General features: G+C 68.5%; 21 protein-coding genes. 8 read left to right on the top strand and 13 right to left on the bottom strand.

Translation table 11 applies throughout. From position 1 onward, the window contains the following. Positions 1 to 98: 98 nt before the first annotated feature. Entirely contained in the window at positions 99 to 1,205 is a 1,107-nt protein-coding gene (gene modC, locus MKK65_RS12875) for a molybdenum ABC transporter ATP-binding protein (protein ID WP_243958076.1), read from the bottom strand. A gap of 275 nt (positions 1,206 to 1,480) precedes the next feature. On the opposite strand from modC, the gene MKK65_RS12870 reads away from it, so the two are divergent. Then, positions 1,481 to 2,137, top strand: a complete 657-nt coding sequence (locus tag MKK65_RS12870) for a glutathione S-transferase (protein WP_243958075.1) — start codon at positions 1,481 to 1,483, stop codon at positions 2,135 to 2,137. A gap of 33 nt (positions 2,138 to 2,170) precedes the next feature. On the opposite strand, the gene modB is transcribed toward MKK65_RS12870, so the two are convergent. The 3 genes from modB to MKK65_RS12855 form a co-directional block, all read right to left on the bottom strand. Beyond that, entirely contained in the window at positions 2,171 to 2,863 is a 693-nt protein-coding gene (gene modB, locus MKK65_RS12865; RefSeq protein WP_243958073.1) for a molybdate ABC transporter permease subunit, read from the bottom strand. Positions 2,864 to 2,878: 15 nt separating this feature from the next. Then, positions 2,879 to 3,688 carry a molybdate ABC transporter substrate-binding protein gene (gene modA / locus MKK65_RS12860; RefSeq protein WP_243958071.1) on the bottom strand — a complete coding sequence of 270 codons (810 nt, stop codon included), beginning with the start codon at positions 3,686 to 3,688 and terminating at the stop codon, positions 2,879 to 2,881. A 476-nt stretch (positions 3,689 to 4,164) separates the two neighbouring features. Next, positions 4,165 to 4,308 (bottom strand): hypothetical protein, encoded by a 144-nt coding sequence (locus MKK65_RS12855; RefSeq protein WP_201025724.1) that lies wholly within the window; start codon positions 4,306 to 4,308, stop codon positions 4,165 to 4,167. Between the two features lie 308 nt (positions 4,309 to 4,616). Between MKK65_RS12855 and MKK65_RS12850 the strand changes: the two genes are divergently transcribed. Together MKK65_RS12850 and MKK65_RS12845 are read left to right on the top strand one after the other, a co-directional pair. After that, on the top strand, positions 4,617 to 5,537 hold the full coding sequence (locus MKK65_RS12850; RefSeq protein WP_243958211.1) for a 50S ribosomal protein L11 methyltransferase: 921 nt from the start codon (positions 4,617 to 4,619) through the stop codon (positions 5,535 to 5,537). Between the two features lie 30 nt (positions 5,538 to 5,567). After that, positions 5,568 to 5,756, top strand: coding sequence for an Rmf/CrpP family protein (locus MKK65_RS12845; RefSeq protein ID WP_082643169.1), 189 nt, complete (start codon positions 5,568 to 5,570; stop codon positions 5,754 to 5,756). A gap of 13 nt (positions 5,757 to 5,769) precedes the next feature. On the opposite strand, the gene MKK65_RS12840 is transcribed toward MKK65_RS12845, so the two are convergent. Further along, positions 5,770 to 6,030, bottom strand: a complete 261-nt coding sequence (locus MKK65_RS12840) for a hypothetical protein (protein ID WP_058191452.1) — start codon at positions 6,028 to 6,030, stop codon at positions 5,770 to 5,772. Between the two features lie 137 nt (positions 6,031 to 6,167). On the opposite strand from MKK65_RS12840, the gene MKK65_RS12835 reads away from it, so the two are divergent. The 4 genes from MKK65_RS12835 (at position 6,168) to MKK65_RS12820 (ending at position 11,226) form a co-directional block, all read left to right on the top strand. Further along, entirely contained in the window at positions 6,168 to 8,006 is a 1,839-nt protein-coding gene (locus MKK65_RS12835) for an aminopeptidase P family protein (RefSeq protein ID WP_243958069.1), read from the top strand. A 126-nt stretch (positions 8,007 to 8,132) separates the two neighbouring features. Next, on the top strand, positions 8,133 to 8,426 hold the full coding sequence (locus MKK65_RS12830) for a hypothetical protein (protein ID WP_243958067.1): 294 nt from the start codon (positions 8,133 to 8,135) through the stop codon (positions 8,424 to 8,426). Then, positions 8,413 to 8,922: a hypothetical protein gene (locus MKK65_RS12825; protein WP_243958065.1), complete on the top strand. Its 510-nt coding sequence runs from the start codon at positions 8,413 to 8,415 to the stop codon at positions 8,920 to 8,922. The genes MKK65_RS12830 and MKK65_RS12825 overlap by 14 nt, the downstream gene beginning before the upstream one ends. 156 nt (positions 8,923 to 9,078) lie before the next feature. Further along, positions 9,079 to 11,226: a protein-disulfide reductase DsbD family protein gene (locus MKK65_RS12820; protein ID WP_243958063.1), complete on the top strand. Its 2,148-nt coding sequence runs from the start codon at positions 9,079 to 9,081 to the stop codon at positions 11,224 to 11,226. 17 nt (positions 11,227 to 11,243) lie between these two features. Here MKK65_RS12820 and phoB read toward each other — a convergent pair whose 3' ends face one another. From phoB to pstS, 6 genes are all read right to left on the bottom strand, one after another. Further along, positions 11,244 to 11,939, bottom strand: coding sequence for a phosphate regulon transcriptional regulator PhoB (phoB, locus tag MKK65_RS12815; protein WP_058191432.1), 696 nt, complete (start codon positions 11,937 to 11,939; stop codon positions 11,244 to 11,246). Between the two features lie 164 nt (positions 11,940 to 12,103). Beyond that, complete coding sequence (phoU, locus tag MKK65_RS12810) at positions 12,104 to 12,826, bottom strand: phosphate signaling complex protein PhoU (protein WP_058191433.1); 723 nt, start codon at positions 12,824 to 12,826, stop codon at positions 12,104 to 12,106. A gap of 317 nt (positions 12,827 to 13,143) precedes the next feature. Next, positions 13,144 to 13,959: a phosphate ABC transporter ATP-binding protein PstB gene (gene pstB, locus MKK65_RS12805; protein WP_243958061.1), complete on the bottom strand. Its 816-nt coding sequence runs from the start codon at positions 13,957 to 13,959 to the stop codon at positions 13,144 to 13,146. A gap of 22 nt (positions 13,960 to 13,981) precedes the next feature. Further along, positions 13,982 to 14,878, bottom strand: a complete 897-nt coding sequence (pstA, locus tag MKK65_RS12800; protein WP_243958059.1) for a phosphate ABC transporter permease PstA — start codon at positions 14,876 to 14,878, stop codon at positions 13,982 to 13,984. A 12-nt stretch (positions 14,879 to 14,890) separates the two neighbouring features. Beyond that, a complete protein-coding gene (gene pstC / locus MKK65_RS12795; RefSeq protein ID WP_058191435.1) occupies positions 14,891 to 15,868 on the bottom strand; it encodes a phosphate ABC transporter permease subunit PstC in 978 nt (325 codons plus the stop codon). 84 nt (positions 15,869 to 15,952) lie between these two features. Beyond that, positions 15,953 to 16,993, bottom strand: a complete 1,041-nt coding sequence (pstS, locus tag MKK65_RS12790; protein WP_058191436.1) for a phosphate ABC transporter substrate-binding protein PstS — start codon at positions 16,991 to 16,993, stop codon at positions 15,953 to 15,955. Between the two features lie 254 nt (positions 16,994 to 17,247). Between pstS and MKK65_RS12785 the strand changes: the two genes are divergently transcribed. After that, complete coding sequence (locus tag MKK65_RS12785) at positions 17,248 to 17,493, top strand: hypothetical protein (RefSeq protein WP_243958057.1); 246 nt, start codon at positions 17,248 to 17,250, stop codon at positions 17,491 to 17,493. A 53-nt stretch (positions 17,494 to 17,546) separates the two neighbouring features. Here the strand turns inward: MKK65_RS12785 and MKK65_RS12780 are convergent, their stop codons facing one another. Together MKK65_RS12780 and recN are read right to left on the bottom strand one after the other, a co-directional pair. Next, a complete protein-coding gene (locus MKK65_RS12780) occupies positions 17,547 to 17,747 on the bottom strand; it encodes a hypothetical protein (protein WP_058191438.1) in 201 nt (66 codons plus the stop codon). A 117-nt stretch (positions 17,748 to 17,864) separates the two neighbouring features. Further along, positions 17,865 to 19,538, bottom strand: a complete 1,674-nt coding sequence (recN, locus tag MKK65_RS12775) for a DNA repair protein RecN (protein WP_243958056.1) — start codon at positions 19,536 to 19,538, stop codon at positions 17,865 to 17,867. Between the last annotated feature and the right edge of the window lie 31 nt (positions 19,539 to 19,569).

Genomic DNA, 19,569 nt, shown 5'->3' with positions numbered 1-19,569 from the left:
TGCTGCTGCAGCGGCACAACCCATGGTCGCATCGATCCTCTAATCAAAGGTTGTATTCATCGCCCGAATTCCAGTGTTTCGGGCCGGATACGGAAAATTTAGATATCCACCACCCGTCGCGAGGTCCCGATCCCCGACGGATCGAAGGCAGCGCTCTTGATCACGGCATGGACGGAGCGACCCGGCGCTAGGCCCAGCTCGAGACTTGCGGCCGCCGTGACGCGTGCGGCGATCAACGCACCATTGCAATCGATATCCACCGACACCTCGGCGCCGCTCGGGGTCAGCGCGAAGACGTGGCCGGGCAGGATATTGCGCGCGCTCAAGCCCCGGGGGGACTCGGTCGCCACCAGCACGTCGCGGGCGGGGATCCGCACGCGCAGCCGCGTTCCGGGTGGGTGCGCTGGCAGACCCGGAACGAGCAGCTGACCCGCTCGGCCCGTCAGCCGCGTCAGCCCGGTCTCCGGATCGGTCCCCGCAACCACCATGTCGAGGAGGGCCCCGGCCTCGGCCGCGTGGACCGGAACGAGGTCGGCCCGCCGCAGGATCGCCTCGGCGGGACCCGACGCGGCCACGCGCCCTGCTTCCAGCACGATCACCGTGGTGGCGAGCCGCGCCACCTCGGCGACAGCATGGCTGACATAGACGATGGGCACGCCGGCTTCGTCGCGCAGGCGTTCGATATAGGGGAGGATCTCGGCCTTGCGGGCCTCGTCCAGGGCCGCCAGCGGCTCGTCCATCAGCAGCAGGCGCGGCTTGGCGAGCAGCGCCCGTCCGATCGCCACCCGCTGGCGCTCGCCGCCCGAGAGGCCCGCGGGCCTCCGGTCGAGCAGGTGGCCGATCCCCAGCATCTCGGTCACCACGGCGAATCCGGCCGGGTCGGCGGCCCGGCCCCCGAAGACGCGGCCGTAGCCCAGATTGGTTCGCACGCTGAGATGCGGAAATAGCCGCGCATCCTGAAACACCACCCCGACTCGGCGGCGATGCGGCGGCAGGAAGATCCTCGCGGCGCTGTCCACCAGCGTGGTGCCTTCGGCGATGATCCGGCCGCGATCCGGTCGAGCCAGCCCTGCGATCAGGTCGATCAGCGTCGTCTTGCCGGACCCCGAGCGGCCGAACAGGGCGGTGAGGCCCGGCCCGGCCTCGAAGGCCGCCTCGAGGGTGAAGGCGCCGCGCCGGAGGATTAGGTCGATGGCGATGCTCACGCGATTCGCCCCCGGCGGCGTGGGCTCGTGGATCCGCCCCAGAGGTCCTGGAGCAGGCGCGCGCGGCGCAACGCGTTTTTCCCTCCCCCTTGCGGGGAGGGGCCAGGGTTGGGGGTGGTGCAGGACGAGGCGCAGCGGTGCCTTCTCAACCACCCCCACCGCCAACTCCTCACCGCAAGGGGAAGGAGCGCTTGTCGCGGCCTGCAAGGCTTGATGTCTAAAGATCGTAACGGGCGGCGGCGATGCGCGTTGGCACCCGCCACGGAGCGCATACGATGATCACCGTCCACCATCTCGAGAACAGCCGCTCGCAGCGGGTGCTCTGGCTCCTCGAAGAACTCAGCCTGCCCTACACGGTGAAGCGCTACGCCCGGGATCCGCAGACCATGCGGGCGCCGCCCGAACTCGTCACCGTTCACCCGTTGGGCAAGTCTCCGGTCATCACCGAGGACGGGATCATGGTGGCCGAGACCGGCGCCATCGTCACCTACCTCACCGACCGGGCCAGGGGAGCCCTGGTGCCAGCCCTGGGGACGCCCGAGCGCGCACGTTACATCTATTGGCTGCACTATGCCGAAGGCTCGGCGATGCCGCCGCTGCTGCTGAAGCTGATCTTTTCGCGTCTTACGCCGGGTAGCCCCTGGGCCCTGAGACCTCTGGTTCGCCGGATCGCCGACACCGTACTGCACGACTTCGTCGATCCGGACCTGCGCCGCCACGCGGCGTTCTGGGAGCAGGAACTCGCCGACCGGCCGTATTTCTGCGGGGCGGATTTCACCGCCGCCGACATCATGATGAGCTTTCCCCTCGAAGCCTTCGCGGCCCGCGGGACCGGCGCCGGGCCGCGGGTGACCGCCTGGCTCGCACGAATCCATGCCCGCCCGGCCTACCGGACGGCATTGGAGCGGGGCGGGCCCTACGCCTATGCTTGAGGCGCGCGCGCGCGTGTTCCCGGGCTCCGCCATTCAGCCCGTCCGAAGCCGTCGCCCGGCACGGGATGCCAGGAACTCCGAAATCAGCAGCGCCGTCACCGACAGGGCGACCGAGATCAGGGTCAGGCGCAAGGCCGGCCCCTCCCCGCCCGGGACCTGCGTCAGCGTGTAGATCGCCGAGGGAAGGGTCTGGGTTTCCCCGGGGATGTTCGACACGAAAGTGATCGTCGCCCCGAACTCTCCCATCGCTTTGGCGAAGGCGAGCACGGCGCCGGCGATGCAGCCCGGCAGGCTGAGCGGCAGCGTGACGGTGAGGAAGACCGCGAGCGGGCTGGCCCCGAGGGTCCCAGCGGCTTGTTCGAGCTTGGGATCGACCGCCTCGATCGACAGTCGCATCGCCCGCACCATCAGCGGAAAGCCCATCACCGCGCAGGCCAGGGCTGCGCCGGTCCAGCGGAAGGAGAAGACGATGCCGATCTCCGCGAGCGCGCCGCCGAGGAAGCCGCGCCGGCCGAGCGCCAGCAGCAGCAAGTAGCCGGTCACCACCGGGGGCAGGATCAACGGGAGGTGGACCAGCCCGTCGAGGAGCGCGCGACCGGGGAACCGGCGCCGCGCCAGAAGCCACGCCACCGCGAGCCCGGGCAGCAAGCTCGCGAGCGTCGCGACGCTCGCCACCCGGAGACTTAGGGCGACGGCGGTCCAGGCGTCTGGGGGCAGGCCGAACAAGATCGGTGCGCAGGTCTACTGGCTGACGCCGGGCTTCTCGACCACCGTGAAGCCCTGGTGCTCGAAGTAGCCCCTGGCTGCCGGGCCGCGCAGGTAGGTCAACAGGGCCGCGGCATCCGGGTTGGCCGAATCCTTGAGGAGGGCCGCCGGATACACGATCGGCGGATGGCTGTCGGATGGGAAGGTCGCGATGACGTGCACGCTCGGATCGGCGGCCGCATCGGTGGCGTAGACGATGCCCAGCGGCGCTTCGCCCCGGGCGACCAGCAACAGGGCGGCACGCACGTTCTCGGCCTGGGCGACCTGCCCCTTCACGGAATTCCAGGCGCCGAGCTTCTCCAGGGCAGCCTTGCCGTATTTCCCGGCCGGGACGGCATCGATCGTGGCCATGGCGAGCTTGCCGCCGCCGAGGATCCGGCTGAGCGTCGTGCCAAGATCCGGCGCCAGGGCGATCTGCGGATCCGAACCGGGTGTCTTCGGGCCGGAAGCGATCAGCACGAGCGCGTTGCGCAGGAGATCCACGCGCGAGCCCGGCTTCAGGCTGCCGGACTTCTCGGCATAGTCCATCCAGGCCTGGTCGGCCGAAACGAACAGGTCGGCCGGTGCCCCGGCCTCGATCTGCTTAGCGAGCGCATTCGAGCCCGCATAAGAGATCCGGGTGGTTTTGCCGGTGTCCTTGGCCCAGCTAGCCGCCGCATCATCGAGCGCATTCTTCAGGCTCGCCGCGGCGAAAACGACCACCGGATCGGCCGCTCGGCACGGGCTCCCCGCTGGGACAAGGGCCAGCACCGCGAGCAGGGTCCAGATCCGTCGGAAGACTCGCATCGGTTAGGGCCTTCCCTGTCGCGACCCGCCGGCGGGTTGGGTTCAGCGAGAACCATAGGACCGATTACCCTGTGGACCAAGCGCGGCCCAGGGTCCCGCGAGGTATCCACCATGCTCAGCTGAGCGGCGTCTCCCGGCGCTCGCGCGGAGCAGTTTCCGCCCGATGCAGCTGGCTCAGCAGGACCAGGAGATGGCCAGGTAGCGGGCCATCCGGCGCCGGGCCACCGAAGAGCCGCTCGCGCGGTGTCGGACGGGCGCTGCCGTCGTTGACGACGACGGGGCCGCGCGGTCCTGAACGCCTGGACTTGGTCACGCTGTACGCACCCTGCTCAATGACGGCTCTCGCGAAAGCCGGCAAAAACGCCGGCTGACGGCGCCGGTTCCGCAGGCATTCGGTGGATCCTGTGATTAACGCACAGACACTCTGCCGCATTCCTGGGCGGCTTCCGCTGCGAATCCGAGAGGCGGCTGCGACCTTACCAGGTCCGAATGTCACGCCGGTCCTGCGGCTCCGTTTCCGGGACCGGCGCCATGCCGGTCGCGACCAGACTGGCCCATAAGGCGACGAGGAGGGCCGTCGTGAGCGTGACGGCGGCGCTGACGATAAGAGGCGCGTTCATGGCTGCGTTGTCATCAATCAAAACGGGCGCGCCGGATCACGAAGAGCGGCGCGCCTGAGTTGAGGGTCTGGCCTTGGGGAAGCCGAGACTGTTGTAATCAGAGATCTCACGTGCGGAAACTGATTTACGTGGTTTTGAACATTCGGATTGCTGAATGTGACTGAGCGGCAACAAGCCAGCCATCGCGATCCTGCTGATGCCCGGCATTGCCACGGATGCGCCGCACCGGATCGAATCCGCCGGGCCGGATGCGATTTTTTCGTCTGGCCCCTGTGATGCGGCGCGCCCGGGCGCTACAGCCGGGCATCATGCTGGAAGGTCTGCCGCCCCACCGCCCGACTCACATCCTGCGCCTCACGACCGACGAACGGTCGGCCCGGGCGATGACGGATCTATTGGGCGAGATGTTCGATCCCACCGAGACCGCCGTCGCTGCGTTCGAGGATGCAGATGGCCGCACCTGGCGACTCGAAGCCTATTTCGCCGACGCGCCGGACGAGGATTACGTCCGTGACCTCATCCGCCCGGTGATCGGGGACGAGGCCGACGTGGCCGAATTCCGCACCATTGAGCAGCAGGACTGGGTCCGCACGTCCCTGGAGGGGCTGAAGCCGGTCCGGGCCGGTCGCTTCCTGATCCATGGCTCGCACGACCGCGACGCGGTGCGCGGCAACGACCTGCCGATCGAGATCGAGGCCGCTTTGGCCTTCGGCACCGGCCATCACGGCACCACCCTCGGCTGCCTGCGGGCGCTCGTCTCGGAGCTGAAGCAGCGGCGGCCAGCCCATGTGCTGGATGTGGGGACCGGAACCGGGATCCTGGCCTTCGCAGCCGCCAAGGCCCTGCGGCAGCCGGTGATGGCCGGCGACCTCGACGGCGTGGCTGTGCGCACCGCTCGGGAGAATGCACGGCTCAATGGTCTCGGGCCCTACCTCAAGCTCTACGAGGGGCCTGGGGTACGCCATCGGCTCGCAGACCGACCGCGGCACTTCGATCTCGTCTTCGCCAATATCCTGGCGCGGCCGCTTCGGCGCCTCGCCCCGACCCTGTCTCGGGTCGTCGCGCCCGCGGGCGTCTTGGTCCTCTCCGGGCTGATCGAGCGCGACGTCGCGGGTGTGCTCTCCACCTATCGCCACCAGGGGTTTCACCTCGTGCGCCATGGCCTGATCGAGGGCTGGGTCGCCCTCGTGCTGGCCCGCGGTGGTGCGGCGAAGCGGCCGCGGCGCTGAACCGGCGCCTCGTCCGCGCATTGCTCGGGCATGAGCCAGACGCCGCATCACGATCCGCTCGTTGACCCTTTGACTGAGGGCGCGCGGGCGCGAGCCCGGGGCCGGCCCAAGGATGCTTGCCCCTATCCGGTGGCGTCGCCGGCCCGCATCGCCTGGCTGGAGGGCTATGACGGGGTCCCGACCGGCCGAATTCGGGATCTGCCGATAGCGGATGCCTGATCGCGGGCAGGTTCTAGCGCACGGTCCGAAGCTGACCGGACCGGGGCGGATCCACCGGCGCCGTTTCGAAGGCCGGGCGCTCCGTATCGGTTTCCTGTGCTACCGGTGCGCCCAGAGCGGCCATCAGGATCCGCAATCCATCCACCCATTCCTCGGCCTCCGCCAGCGATCCGAAACCGTCGCGCCGGATCACGGTGTCGGGCTCGATCGTGGTGATGGCGTCGAAGAGGCCGTCGGGTCTGTCGCTGATCCGGTAGAAGACGCGGCGTGGCATGACCGAGAGATAGGGCAAAGAACTGACGTGATAAGATTGCGCCCGACGCTAAACCATAGGTTATGGCTACGTCTATGGATCTCCTGATGGATCCGATGCGGTTGCAGCCATGGACCGGCGGGCGATAGGCTCGCCCCATGACAGAGCCCAGCCCGAACCAGCCCCGCCACCGGTTCCAGACGTTCGACGATCCCAGCCATCGCAAGGGCGCCGAGCGGATCGAGGCCTTGCGCGCCGCCCTGCGCGAGACAGACCTCGATGGGTTCGTGGTGCCCCGGGCCGACGAGCACCAATCGGAATATGTCCCCGCCGACGCGGAGCGTTTGACCTGGCTCACCGGCTTCACCGGATCGGCCGGGACCGCGGTGATCCTTATGGAGTCCGCAGCCCTGATCGTTGACGGCCGCTACACCCTTCAGGCGCCCGAGCAGGTCGATACCCGCGTGGTCACCGTGGTGCCCTTGAGCGAATCGACTTCCGAGGCTTGGATCGCCGACAACCTCAAGCGTGATCAGGTTCTCGGCTATGACCCCTGGCTGCATACGCCGGACGGGGTCGCGCGCCTGGAGCGGGCGGCGGTGAAGGCCGGCGGTTCGGTGCGGGCCGTGTCGAACCTCGTCGACGCGGTTTGGGCCGGCCGGCCCAAACCGCCCGCCGGCGCGGTCGTCCTCCATCCCGAGGCCTTCGCGGGGGAGACGGTCGCCGCAAAGCTCACCCGCGTCCGTGAAGCCCTGGCCGAGGGCGGCTGCGACGCCCTGGTGATCTCGGATCCACACAACCTTGCCTGGGCGTTCAACCTGCGCGGCTCCGATGTCGGTCATACCCCACTGGCGCTCGGCTACGCGATCCTCCCGCGCGAAGGGCGGGCCCGGCTGTTCCTGTCCTCCCCCAAGGTTGATCCGGCCCTGCGGGCGGCCTTAGCGCCGGTGGCCGAGATCCTGACGCGGGCCGACCTCGATGATGGGCTCGGGTCCTTCAGCGGCGTGCGCGTCCGCGTGGATGCCGCCACCGGCGCCGTCGCCCTCAAGGAGAAGATCGAGGCCGCAGGTGGGACCGCCGATATCGGCAAGGACCCGATCACCGCCATGAAGGCGGTCAAGAACGTCGCCCAGATCGAAGGCGCCCGCGAAGCCCATATCCGCGACGGTGCGAGCGTCGTGCGCTTCCTCGCCTGGCTCGATGGTGCCGCCGCCGCGGGGGGCTTGAGCGAGATCGCCGCCGTCGAGGCTCTGGAGGATATCCGCGCGGCCGGCGGCGACCTGCGCGACGTGTCCTTCCCGACGATCTCGGGCTCCGGTCCGAACGGCGCGATCGTCCATTACCGGGTTACCCGTACCAGTGACCGGGTCGTGCGGCCGGGCGAGCTGTTCCTGATCGATTCAGGCGCGCAATACCCGGACGGCACCACCGACATCACCCGGACGGTCGCGGTCGGCGACCCGACGGATGCGATGCGCGATCGCTTCACCCGGGTGCTGAAGGGCCACATCGCCATCGCCCGGGCGGTCTTCCCGAAGGATACCACCGGCGCCCAGATCGACGCCTTCGCGCGCGCTCCACTCTGGCAGGCGGGACTCGATTTCGACCATGGCACCGGCCACGGCGTCGGATCCTTCTTATCGGTGCACGAGGGGCCGCAGCGTATCGCCAAGACCGGAGCGGTCGCCTTGGAGCCTGGGATGATCCTGTCGAACGAGCCGGGCTACTACGCGCCCGGCGCCTACGGCATCCGGATCGAGAACCTCGTCCTGGTCGAGCATCGCGCGATCCCCGGCGGCGAGCGCCCGATGCTCGGTTTCGAGACCCTGACGCTCGCCCCCTACGACCGGCGGCTGATCCGCCCGGACCTGCTGGCGCCGGAGGAGCGGGCCTGGATCGACGCCTATCACGCCCGGGTTCGTGACACCCTGGCACCGCTCGTCGACGCGGAAACCCGCGTCTGGCTGGATCGTGCCACGGCGCCGCTGGCAGGTTGAAGGCTGCGCGGCCATGCTGGGCGCGCCCTTGCGCGGGCGAAGGCGGCACGACAGAGTGGACGAACCGCTTGGTCGCCCTCGTTCGCTCACGCAACGGGCGGCCAAGCTTTTTAAGGGTGCTCGACCATGCCCCGACGCTCCCAGGATCTCGCCGAGGTTGCAAAAAAGGCTGCCAATGCGTCCTTCGGGAGCGCTCTGGTGCAGAGAGTCAGCCTCGGCGACATGGAAGGGTCCGACGGCGACGATGTCCGTCGCGTTCAGTTGATCGTCTCCGACGATGCCATCGACCAGCTCGACGGCGACAAGCTGCTCGATGCCGGCCTCGCGATCCGCAGAGCCTTGCAGAAGGCCGGCGAGACGCTGCGCGTGGTCGTCGAATATGCCGAGCAGCGCGAGCTCGACGGACTTGGCGCTGATTAATCCCGAACATCTGTTCAGCCAGGCGGATGCGTTTCTTCTCCAAATCGGCCGCGGCTCGTTGCGGCAGGCCGACCTGCGCCGGACCTTCTCGAACGCCTATTACGGCTTGTTTCACGCGATCCTGACGGCTGCGGCCGACGAGGCGGTGGGGCGGACGCGGCGCAAGGATCCGCTCTGGACGCTGGCGTATCGTTCGGTCTCTCATCAGCGCTTAAAAAGCATCTGCAACGATCTCCAAGCCGCGACGCTGAAGCCGAAGATCAGGCGGTACGAGCCCCCCGGTGGCTTTGGTGGTCACGTCGTCACGATTGCCGGGGCCGTTTCGGACTTGCAGGACCGGCGGCACGCTGCCGATTACGACCCGTCCCTATCCTTCCTGCAGACGGATGCGCGGGCGGCGCTGCAAACGGCCCGGTCGGCGGTCAATCGGCTGGCCCATCTCAACGCGGATCAGCGACGGGCCTTCCTCTACCTCATCCTGTTCGAGCCCCGCTGAGCGATCCCAGCGGCGTCATGGTCTCAGCCTCACGGAGCTGAGCGGAGGACAGGGCGTGGACCACCGCGCTATAAGGTCCTCCGTCACGAATAGCCTGCGCCGGTCCGGACGACATCGTCGGTGAAACCGCGAGCGCCCCGCGCGCGAAGGGACAGCATGATCCGCCGCCTCGCACTCCTGGTCCTGATGCTTGCCGCGAGCCTGTCGGCCGCGTCGGCTCAAGGCTTCCGCACGCCGCCCGATCTGGTGCGGTCGAGCCTCGTTGCGGAGCCCGTCGCGGTGGCGGGCGCACAGCCGTTCACGCTGGCGGTGCGGATGCAGGTGAAGCCGGGCTGGCACGTCTACTGGCGCAATCCGGGCGATTCCGGCCTGCCGCCGGAGGTGACCTGGACCCTGCCGGCGGGCTTCAACGCCGGCGCGATCCGGTGGCCGGCCCCCGAGCGCATCGCGATCGCGACCCTGATGAATTACGGCTACGAGGGCGAGGTCACGCTGCTCGTTCCGGTCACGCCGCCGCCGAGCCTCGATCCAGCCGATCCGGTGCGGATCCAGGCCAAGCTGACCTATCTGGTCTGCGAGACCGAATGCGTGCCCGGCTCCGCCGATCTCGCCCTGGTCCTGCCGGTGGGCGAGCCCCGGCCGGATGCCGGCCAGACCGCTTTGTTCGAGCGCGCCCGGGCCGCCCTGCCCGCACCGGCGCTCTGGCCACTGCGCCTCTCGAGCCAGGGCGATACGCTGCAGCTCGATTTCGCCGCCACCGGCCTCAAGCCCGAGACGATCAAGGGCGCGTCCTTCTTCCCCTATTCCGAGACCGCGATCGACAATGCCGCCGCCCAGGTGATGACGGTCGACGCATCCGGCCTGCATCTCACCCTCGCCCGAAGCAATCCGGCTGAGCCGGCACCGGCCGCCCTGCCCGGCGTGCTGACCGTCGAGGAAGCGACGGGCGTCGGTAGCCACCGCCTCGCCTTCGCGTATGGCGACGAGCCGGTGCTGCCGGCTCCGGCGACGGCGTCCGAAACCGCGACTCCGCCGCCGCCCGCCCCTGCCTTCGACGTCCTGACCCTCGCTACCGCGGCAGGGCTCGCCTTCCTCGGCGGCCTGATCCTCAACCTGATGCCCTGCGTCTTCCCGGTCCTATCGATCAAGGTGCTCGGCCTCCTGCGGCATGCGGGCGAGAGTCCCGCCCGCCTGCGGCTGCACGGTCTCGCCTATACGGCCGGCGTGCTGGTCAGTTTCCTCGGGCTGGCCGGCCTGCTGCTCGCCTTGAAGGGCGGCGGGGCGGCGATCGGCTGGGGTTTTCAGCTGCAATCGCCCGCCGTGGTGGCCGGGCTCGCCTACCTGCTCCTGGCCATGGGCCTCAGCCTATCCGGCGTGGTCCATCTCGGCGGCCGGCTCGCCGGCCTTGGCGACGGGCTGGCCCGGCGCTCCGGTCTGAGTGGATCGTTCTTCACGGGCGTGCTTGCGACCCTGGTGGCGACGCCCTGCACGGCGCCGTTCATGGGTTCGGCAGTGGGCTTCGCCCTGACCCAGAGCGCCGGCGTCGCGCTTGCCGTGTTTGCCAGTCTCGGATTGGGCCTCGCCTTACCGTTCCTGGCGCTCACCCTGTGGCCGCCGGCCCTGCGGGCGCTGCCACGTCCGGGCGCGTGGATGGAGACCCTGAAGCAGGTCCTGGCCTTCCCGGTCTACGCTACGGTGGCTTGGCTGGTCTGGGTCCTGGCGCAGCAGGTGGGGCCGCAGGGGCTGCTCGCCGGGCTGTTCGGCCTCGTCCTGGTGGGCTTTGCCGCCTGGGCCTGGGAGCACGGACACGCCGCGGCCCCCCGGGCCGGGCGGATCGCTCAGGGTCTTGCGGTGCTGACGATCCTGGCGGTCGCCGCCCTGACGCTGAGCCTCGGCCACGAGCGAGCCGCTGCCCCCGCCCAGGCTGCCGCCAACGGCGTCGAGCCGTTCACCCAGGCCCGCCTCGATGCCCTGGTGAACGAGCGCCGGCCGGTCTTCGTGAACATGACCGCCGCCTGGTGCATCACCTGCGCGGTCAACGAGACGACATCGCTCTCGACGAAGGCGGTGCGACAAGCGATGGCCGACCGGGGTGTTACCTACCTGAAGGGCGACTGGACCAACCAGAATCCCGAGATCACCCGCCTCCTGGAGAAGCACGGGCGCAGCGGCGTGCCGCTCTACCTGCTTTACGCGGGAAGCGGCGAGCCGCAGGTGCTGCCGCAGATCCTCACCGAGGGGACGGTTCTGTCAGCCCTGGAGACGGTGCCGGCCGCGGGCAAGAGCGCGGCTCTGACCCGCTGAATTGTCCCTGAGCGCAGCTAGGCTTCCAGCGAGAATGTCTCGTCGAAGGCGTAGCCCGAGCCCCGCACCGTGCGGATCGGGTCGGCCTGCCGCGGAGCATTGAGGGCCTTGCGCAGGCGCCCGACATGCACATCCACGGTGCGCTCGTCGATATAGACGTCGTGCCCCCAGACACCATCGAGGAGCTGCTCGCGGGAGAAGACCCGGCCGGGCGCCAGCATCAGAAATTCGAGCAGGCGGAACTCGGTCGGTCCGAGATGAAGCTCCTCGCCGGCGCGGCGGACCCGGTGGCCGGTGCGGTCGAGCTCGATATCGCCGGCTGCCAGCCGGTCCGCGACATGGGCCGGCTTGGCCCGGCGCAGCAGCGCCCGCACCCGAGCGAGCAGCTCAGGGACCGAGAACGGCTTGACGATGTAATCGTCCGCGCCCGTACCGAGGCCGCGGACACGATCGCCCTCTTCGCCCCGGGCGGTGAGCATGATGACCGGCAGCCGCTCGGTCTCGCGCCGGGCCCGGATGCGGCGACACAGCTCGATCCCCGAGAGGCCCGGCAGCATCCAGTCGAGCAGGACGAGATCAGGCGTGCGCTCGGCCAGGAGCAGCTCAGCATCGTCGCCGCGCGCGGCTGAATCCACCAGGAAGCCCTCGGCCTCAAGGTTGTACCGCAGCAGGGTGGTCAGGGCCTCCTCGTCCTCGACGATCAGGACTTGCATGCTCACGTTCGATAACCTGTTCCGTAGACGGCACCGGACGGCTCGTCCGCGTTGGATGGCGCGCGCAGGCAGATGGTGCGACAGACGCCGCGATCCCTCAACCCGCGTGCGCCACTCATCGCATTCTGCCCCCAGGCCGCATCGTGTGCTGCATGGTCCCCGCGTTACGGGGCCGTGGCGGCGGGACCGACCGTCGCGTAGTTCGACGCGTCGTTCTTCGGGCGCTCTCCGGCCAGCGTCTCACCGGTTGCGAGATAGTGGATCGTCTCGGCGATATTGGTGGTGTGGTCTCCGATCCGCTCGACGTTCTTGGCGCAAAACAGGAGATGCGTGCAGAACGAGATATTGCGCGGATCCTCCATCATGTAGGTCAGGAGTTCGCGGAACAGTGAATTGTACAGCGCATCGATCTCCCCGTCCCGCTCCCAGACATCGTAGGCCGCTTTGACGTCACGGCTCGCATAAGCGTCGAGGATATCTTTGAGCTGCGCCTCGGCGAGGTCGCTCATGTGGCGCACGCCGAGGACGATCTTCTGCGCGGGCGCCTGATCCGAGATCGCGACGACGCGTTTGGCGACGTTCTTGGCGAGATCCCCGATCCGCTCCAAGTCGCCGGAAACGCGGATCGCCGAGATGGTCTCGCGTAGGTCGATCGCCAGCGGCTGGCGCCGGGCGATGAGCAGCACCGCCCGCTCCTCGATGTCGCGCTGGAGCGCGTCGAGACGCTTGTCGGCGAGGATCACCGCTTGCGCGAGGGTGTCGTCCCGGCGGACCAGGGCGTCGGTTGCCTCGGCGGCCATCTTCTCGGCCACGCCGCCCATCTCGGAGATCGAGCGGCGCAGGTCATCCAGATCGGTGTCGTAGGAGCTGACGATATGGCCCGGCATGGTGGATCCTTCGATGGCGTCCCGCAAACCTTGATCCGCGAGGTCTGGCGGAAACCCGCTGCTACGATCACGGATACCGCGGCGCGTTCCCCGGTACCCAGTCCCTGTCACAGTCGAGAACATGATGCGGAGAGGTCAGGATCCGCACCCTGAAATCAACACGCATCGACAAGCAGGCAGCCTCCGCCGATGTTCCCGTATCAACGAGGCTTGTTCCGAAGTCGCGCCTGGCGATCTTACGATCAGGCGCGCCTCCTCATCTTGATGGCGGCTCACAGCGCTGCGTATGAGCCGTGTTCAATTGTCGGTCGAATGCTTCAGCCGAAGCGGCCGGTGATGTAGTCCTGGGTGCGCTGCTCCACAGGGTTCATGAACATCCGATTGGTGGGGCCGAATTCGATCAATTCACCCAGATACATGAAGGCGGTGAACTGCGAGATGCGGGCCGCCTGCTGCATATTATGCGTGACGATCACGATGGTGAACTCGTCGCGCAGCTGCTCGATCAGCTCCTCGATGCGCCCCGTGGAAATCGGGTCCAGCGCCGAAGTCGGCTCGTCGAACAGGATCACCTCCGGGCTCTGGGCCACGGTGCGGGCGATGCACAGGCGCTGCTGCTGCCCGCCCGAGAGGCCGGTGCCGGGCTGGCGCAGCTTGTCCTTCACCTCGTCCCAGAGGGCGGACTTGCGCAAAGCCTGCTCCACCCGCCCGTCGAGTTCGGATTTCGGCAGCTTCTCGTAAAGGCGCAGCCCGAAGGCGACGTTGTCGTAGATCGACATCGGGAACGGCGTCGGCTTCTGGAAGACCATGCCGATGCGCGCGCGCAGATCGTTCAGATCGACGGACGGATCCAGCACGTTCTGGCCGTCGAGCAGGATCTGACCCTCCGCCCGCTGCTCGGGGTAGAGGCTGTAGATCCGGTTGAAGCAGCGCAGCAGGGTGGACTTGCCGCAGCCGGACGGTCCGATCAGGGCCGTGACCTGCCGGTCGTGGAAGTTGATGTCCACGTTCTTCAGCCCGTGGAAGCTGCCGTAGTAGAAGTTCAGCCCCTTCACGGCGATCCGGACCGCACCACCCTCGTTGGCGTGGTTGCGGGTGAGATCGACCGTGGGGATCGCGGAGGCGGCGTTCATCGTCGTGTCCTCGAGAAGGGTCTTAGCGCGACATCTGCGGCTTGATGACGAGACGGGCGATGATCGACAGCACCAGGATCGTCGCGGTGATGAGGAGCGCCCCGGCCCAGGCGAGGCTCTGCCAGTTCGGATAGGGCGAGAGGGCGAACTGGTAGATCATGACCGGGAGGTTCGCGACGCCGCCCATGAGGTCGGGGGAGAACCAGGAATTGTTGTTGAGCGCGGTAAACAGCAGCGGCGCGGTCTCGCCGGCGATGCGGGCCAGCGCCAGGATGATGCCCGTGACGATGCCGGCCGAGGCCGCGCGCCAGGTGACGCTGATGATCACCGTCGACGGCGGTGCGCCCAGCGCAGCCCCGGCCTCGCGCAGGGTGCCGGGCACCAGACGCATCATATCCTCGGTGGTGCGCACGATCACCGGCACGGCGATGATGGCGAGCGCCACGCCGCCGGCCCAGCCCGAATAGGTCCCCATCGGCCGCACCATCAGGGTGTAGACGAACAGGCCAATCAGGATCGACGGCGCCGAGAGCAGGATGTCGTTGAGGAAGCGGATCAGCCCGGCGATCTTGGAGAACCGGCCGTATTCGGCCAGGTAGGTGCCGGCCATCACGCCGATCGGCGTTGCGATCGTGATGCCGATCCCTGTGAGCACCAGGCTGCCCAGGATTGCGTTGGCGATGCCGCCGCCTTCGGAGCCGGGGCCCGGGGTCGGATGCATGAACATGGCGGGTGTGAAGCCACGCACGCCCTGGACGATCAGCATCAGCAGGATCGATCCGAGCACCACGGCGCCGACCACCGTGGCGACCAGGCAGGCTGTCCGCAGCACCCGGTCGGCGACCCGACGGCTGTGGCGGACCCGCCCGGAGCGGCGCGGCGCGGCGTCGGAGATGGTCATGGGATTGGACGCGTCCATCGTGAGCCCTCCTCAGGCAGCCTTGACGCGGCGCGTCAGCAGCCGGGCGATGATGAGCACCACGAAGGTGATCACGAAGAGGATGCAGCCCAGAGCCATCAGCGCGTTGAGCTGGAGACCGTCGGCCTCGTTGAATTCGTTGGCGATGCGCGACGCGATGGTCGAGCTCGGGTCGAAGATCGAGGCCGAGAGGCGGTTGGCGTTGCCGATCACGAAGGTCACCGCCATCGTCTCGCCGAGCGCGCGACCGAGGCCGAGCATGATCGCCCCGATGATCGAGACGGAGGCCTGAGGCACCAGCACGTGGCGCACCACCTCCCAGGTGGTGCAGCCGATGCCGTAGGCGCTCTCGCGCAGCACGGTGGGGATCTGGTCGAGCATGTCCCGGGCGATCGAGGCGATGAACGGCACGATCATGATCGCCAGGATGATGCCGGCGGTGAAGACGCCGACACCGGACGGCACCCGTGCATAGAACAGCGTGCCGACGACCGGCATGCCTTCGACCAGGTTCGAGACCGGGATCTGGATGAAGCGCGCGAACAGGGGCGCGAAAACGAACAGGCCCCACATGCCGTAGATGATGCTCGGCACCGCGGCGAGCAGCTCGATGGTCATCGCCACCGGCTTGCGGGCCCAGCCCGGGCAGAGCTGCGTGAGGTAGACGGCGATCCCCAGGGAGACCGGCACGCCGATCAGAAGCGCCAGGGTGGCCGAGGCCACGGTGCCGATGACGGCGACCAGGGCGCCGTATTGCTCGGTCCCGACGTTCCAGGCGCTGGAGGTCAGGAAGGCGAAGCCGAATTCCCGGAAGGCCGGCCAGCCGCCATACAGGATCGAACCCAGGATCCCGGCCAGCACGATGAGCACGAACAGTGCGGCACCGTAGGAGCAGACCCGAAACAGGGTGTCGAGGCTCCGGCTCGGCCCTTTGCGCGCAGCGGCTGCGCGGGGTCGTGCGAGGGCAATCGTCTCGGTCAAAGCGGGCATCCGCGATTCTCTGCGAAGGGGGCGTGGTAGCGCGGTGCGGGCCGCGAGGCGAGGGAGGGGGTTGCAACCCCCTCCCCAACTGACTCACATGTTGAAGACGGGCTTACCGTCTTTGCCCTTCACAGATTTCCACTCTTCGTGGATCAGAGCGACGACGTTGTCCGGAAGCGGCACGTAATCGAGGTCTGCGGCGAGCTTGTCGCCGTTCTTGTAGGCCCAGTCGAAGAACTTCAGCGTATCGGCGGCCTTGGCCGGATCGGTCGCTTCCTTGTGGACAAGGATGAAGGTCGCCGCCGTGATCGGCCACGCGTCGTCGCCCGGCTGATTGGTCAGGGAGATGCCGAAACCGGGAGCCGACTTCCAGTCGGCGCTGGCGGCGGCGGCCTGGAAAGCCTTGTCTTCCGGCTGCGGATACTTGCCGGCCTTGTTCTGCAACAGGGCGTAAGCCAGCTTGTTCTGCTTGGCATAGGCGGATTCGACGTAACCGATGGCGTTCGGCACCTGCTTGACGGTGGCGGTCACGCCCTCGTTGCCCTTGCCGCCCTGCCCGACCGGCCAGGAGATCGTCGTCGCCGCGCCGTACTCCTTCTTCCAGGTCTCGGAGGCCTGGGACAGGTACGTCGTGAAGATGTTGGTCGTGCCCGAGGCGTCGGACCGGTAGACCGGGGTGATGGTGGCGTCGGGGAGCTTCACGCCCTCGTTGAGCTTCGCGATCCGCGGATCGGACCACTTCGAGATCTTGCCGGCGTAGATGTCGGCCAGAATGTCGCCGGTGAGCTTCAGCTTGCCGGGCTCGAGTCCGGCGATGTTCACCACCGGCACAACGCCGCCCATCACGGTCGGGAACTGGACGAGGCCGTCCTTGGCCAGCTGCTCGCCCTTGAGCGGCGCGTCGGTGGCGCCGAAATCGACGGTCTTGGCCTGGATCTGCTTGATGCCGCCGCCGGAGCCGATGGACTGGTAGTTCAGCCCGGAGCCGGTCTCCTTGCGGTAGGCTTCGGCCCACTTGGAGTAGACCGGGAATGGGAAGGTGGCGCCGGCCCCTGTGATGTCGGCAGCGAGTGCCGCGGACGCCAGCTGAACCGTCGCGAGGCCGACGGCGAGCGCGTAAGCGAAGGGTCTCAAGGATATCTCCGTTGCCGTCGGGCGAAAGCCTGCGCCTCTCTGCCGGCAAGCCCATGCCCGCGGCAGAGCTGTGCGGCCGGTCTTCCTAAAGACCCGGCGCCGGCCGCCCGATGGGTCGGGCGTTACGACAGTGAGATGACATGGGCATGACACCGCGTCGCAGGGCCGAGGGACCGGTTTCGGTCGCTCGTGCGTTCAGGCCCTGTGGCGGCGCTCGACGATGCCGTCCGCGATGCTGGGAAGGTGGTCGGATCGTGGATGACCAGGGGACCGACGCGGAGGCAGGTCCCGACGCGGGCTGGCGCGCCTTGCATGCTGACCGCGAGGCCGTGGAGCGTGCGCTGAGCCTGGCGCAGGCGCGCCAGCGTTACGGCACCGACGCCGAGGCGATCGCGCAGGCGCGGCTCGAGGAGGCCGAGCTTTTGGTCGATCTCGACAGGATCCTGACGCAGATTCGGGCGGCCGAGTACCGTCGGCGACCCGGCTCGCGGCGCTGGTAGCGCCTACAAAAAAATTCTGCCGGAGCGAATACGGATCCGGCAGTTGGACGGCCCTAGCCGGCCCGGCGCAGCTCGCGCTCCTTCTGGCGCAGGCGCAGCAGGAGCTCGACGTGGGTGTCGGTGATCGGCTGCGTGTCGACGCTGCCTTCGTAAACGGTGCGAAGCGTCAGGCCGAGCTGCTGCGTGTCGATCGCCTGTTTGAGGCGCCGACCGAGGTGCGGGCGCCCATCGGACGCGACGATAGACGGCTTCATGTGTTCCTCCCGCCCTTAAACCGCGTACGCCTCAGCACGGCACCGGGATGAAAACAGTCTCGGTAAAAATGGTTAATGAAGGGTTACGCTCAACCAACGGTTAAGGTTGACGCGTGTTTACGCGTCCGCGCCTTGAAGCAGCCGGGCTGCCGCCGCCCGAGCTTCGTCGGTCACGGTGGCGCCGGCCAGCATCCGGGCGATCTCCTCGCGGCGCTCCGCCACCGGCAGGCTCGCCACCCGGGTGGCGACGCGGCCGGCGCCCTTCACGGGCGCCTTTGCGATCAGAAAATGCGTGCTCGCCCGCGCCGCGACCTGGGGTGCGTGGGTCACCGCGACGACCTGCACCGTGCTGGCGAGGCGCGCCAGGCGCAGGCCGATCGCGTCGGCCACGGCGCCGCCGACGCCGGTGTCGATCTCATCGAAGATCAGGGTCGGGGCCGAGCCCTTGTCGGCGAGCACCACCTTCAGGGCCAGCATGAAGCGCGACAACTCGCCGCCGGAGGCGACCTTCATCATCGGGCCGGGCTTGGTCCCGGGATTAGTCTGGGCCCAAAATTCGACCCGGTCGATACCGGCCGGATCGCGGGCCTCCGGATCGGTGGCGATCTCGGTGATGAACCGGGCGCGCTCCAGCTTCAGCGGCGGCAGCTCGGCCTTCACGGCGGCATCGAGCTGCTTGGCCGCCCGTCGGCGCCCGGCGCTGAGCTTTTCCGCCGCCTCGGCGTACACGGCCTCGGCCTTGGCGCGGGCCTGTTCCAGACCTTCCAGGGCCGCTTCGCCGGCATCAAGGGTTGCGACCTCGCCGGCATAGCGCTCCGCCAGAGCCGCGAGGTCGTCGGCCGGGACGTCGTATTTGCGGGAGGCAGCACGCAGGGCGAACAGCCGCTCTTCTGCCCGTTCCAGGTCGCGCGGGTCGAACTCCGTCTCGGCGACGGCTGCGTCCAGGACCGCGCGTGCCTCGTCGAGGGCGACCAGGGCGGCGTCGAGGGCGTTGACGCAGGGATCGATCAGCGCCGGGAGATGGCCGGCGCGGCGCTCCAGCTTGCGCAGGGCGGCCGAGATATGTGGCACGCCGGAATGTGGACCGCCGACCGCGTCCAGCGCCTCGTTCAGCTCGCGGGCGACCTTTTCCGATTGCTGCATGATGCTGCGGCGCTCGGCGAGCTGGGCTTCCTCCCCGGGCAGCGGCGCCAGGGCGGCGAGTTCCTCGACCGCGTGGCGCAGAAAATCGGCCTCCTTCCGGGCGGCTTCGATGCGGGCGCGGTGCTCGGCGAGCTCTGCGCGGGCCGTGCGCACGGCTTTGGCCGCTGCCGCGACCTTCCCCAGCTGGGTCTGCAGCCCCCCGAAGGCGTCGAGGATCGCCCGGTGCGAGGCCGGGTCGGCCAGGGCCCGGTCATCGTGCTGACCGTGAATCTCCACCAGCGCCGCGCCGATGGCCCGCAGGACCTGCACGCCCACCGGCTGGTCGTTGACGAAGGCGCGGGTGCGGCCGTCCGCCATCTGGGTCCGGCGCAGGATCAGGTCGCCCTCGGTATCGATCTCGGCCTCGGCCGCGATCTGGCGGGCCGGATGGTCGAGGGGCAGGTCGAACACCGCGGTGACCCCGCCCTGGGCCTCGCCGTGGCGCACGAGCCGGCCATCGCCGCGGCCGCCCAGGGCCAGGGCGAAAGCGTCGAGCAGGATCGATTTGCCCGCGCCCGTCTCCCCGGTGAGGACACTCAGCCCCGTCCGGAAATTCAGTTCGAGCCTGTCGATCAGAACGATGTCGCGGATCGCGAGCTGCGCCAGCATGCGGCGACGGGATTCCTGAGGAAGGGACCGC

This window comes from Methylobacterium sp. J-001 (assembly GCF_022829565.1).
Classification (GTDB): domain Bacteria; phylum Pseudomonadota; class Alphaproteobacteria; order Rhizobiales; family Beijerinckiaceae; genus Methylobacterium.
This window is presented reverse-complemented; position numbering and strand designations above follow the sequence as displayed.

Bases quoted from the DNA above. Each gene is read 5' to 3' on its own strand.
- MKK65_RS12870 (WP_243958075.1), top strand. From the start codon at position 1,481: ATGATCACCGTCCACCATCTCGAGAACAGCCGCTCGCAGCGGGTGCTC.
- modA (WP_243958071.1), bottom strand. From the start codon at position 3,688: ATGCGAGTCTTCCGACGGATCTGGACCCTGCTCGCGGTGCTGGCCCTT.
- MKK65_RS12855 (WP_201025724.1), bottom strand. From the start codon at position 4,308: ATGAACGCGCCTCTTATCGTCAGCGCCGCCGTCACGCTCACGACGGCC.
- MKK65_RS12850 (WP_243958211.1), top strand. From the start codon at position 4,617: ATGCTGGAAGGTCTGCCGCCCCACCGCCCGACTCACATCCTGCGCCTC.
- MKK65_RS12845 (WP_082643169.1), top strand. From the start codon at position 5,568: ATGAGCCAGACGCCGCATCACGATCCGCTCGTTGACCCTTTGACTGAG.
- MKK65_RS12840 (WP_058191452.1), bottom strand. From the start codon at position 6,030: ATGCCACGCCGCGTCTTCTACCGGATCAGCGACAGACCCGACGGCCTC.
- MKK65_RS12835 (WP_243958069.1), top strand. From the start codon at position 6,168: ATGACAGAGCCCAGCCCGAACCAGCCCCGCCACCGGTTCCAGACGTTC.
- MKK65_RS12830 (WP_243958067.1), top strand. From the start codon at position 8,133: ATGCCCCGACGCTCCCAGGATCTCGCCGAGGTTGCAAAAAAGGCTGCC.
- MKK65_RS12820 (WP_243958063.1), top strand. From the start codon at position 9,079: ATGATCCGCCGCCTCGCACTCCTGGTCCTGATGCTTGCCGCGAGCCTG.
- phoB (WP_058191432.1), bottom strand. From the start codon at position 11,939: ATGCAAGTCCTGATCGTCGAGGACGAGGAGGCCCTGACCACCCTGCTG.
- phoU (WP_058191433.1), bottom strand. From the start codon at position 12,826: ATGCCGGGCCATATCGTCAGCTCCTACGACACCGATCTGGATGACCTG.
- pstB (WP_243958061.1), bottom strand. From the start codon at position 13,959: ATGAACGCCGCCTCCGCGATCCCCACGGTCGATCTCACCCGCAACCAC.
- pstA (WP_243958059.1), bottom strand. From the start codon at position 14,878: ATGGACGCGTCCAATCCCATGACCATCTCCGACGCCGCGCCGCGCCGC.
- pstC (WP_058191435.1), bottom strand. From the start codon at position 15,868: ATGCCCGCTTTGACCGAGACGATTGCCCTCGCACGACCCCGCGCAGCC.
- MKK65_RS12780 (WP_058191438.1), bottom strand. From the start codon at position 17,747: ATGAAGCCGTCTATCGTCGCGTCCGATGGGCGCCCGCACCTCGGTCGG.
- recN (WP_243958056.1), bottom strand. From the start codon at position 19,538: ATGCTGGCGCAGCTCGCGATCCGCGACATCGTTCTGATCGACAGGCTC.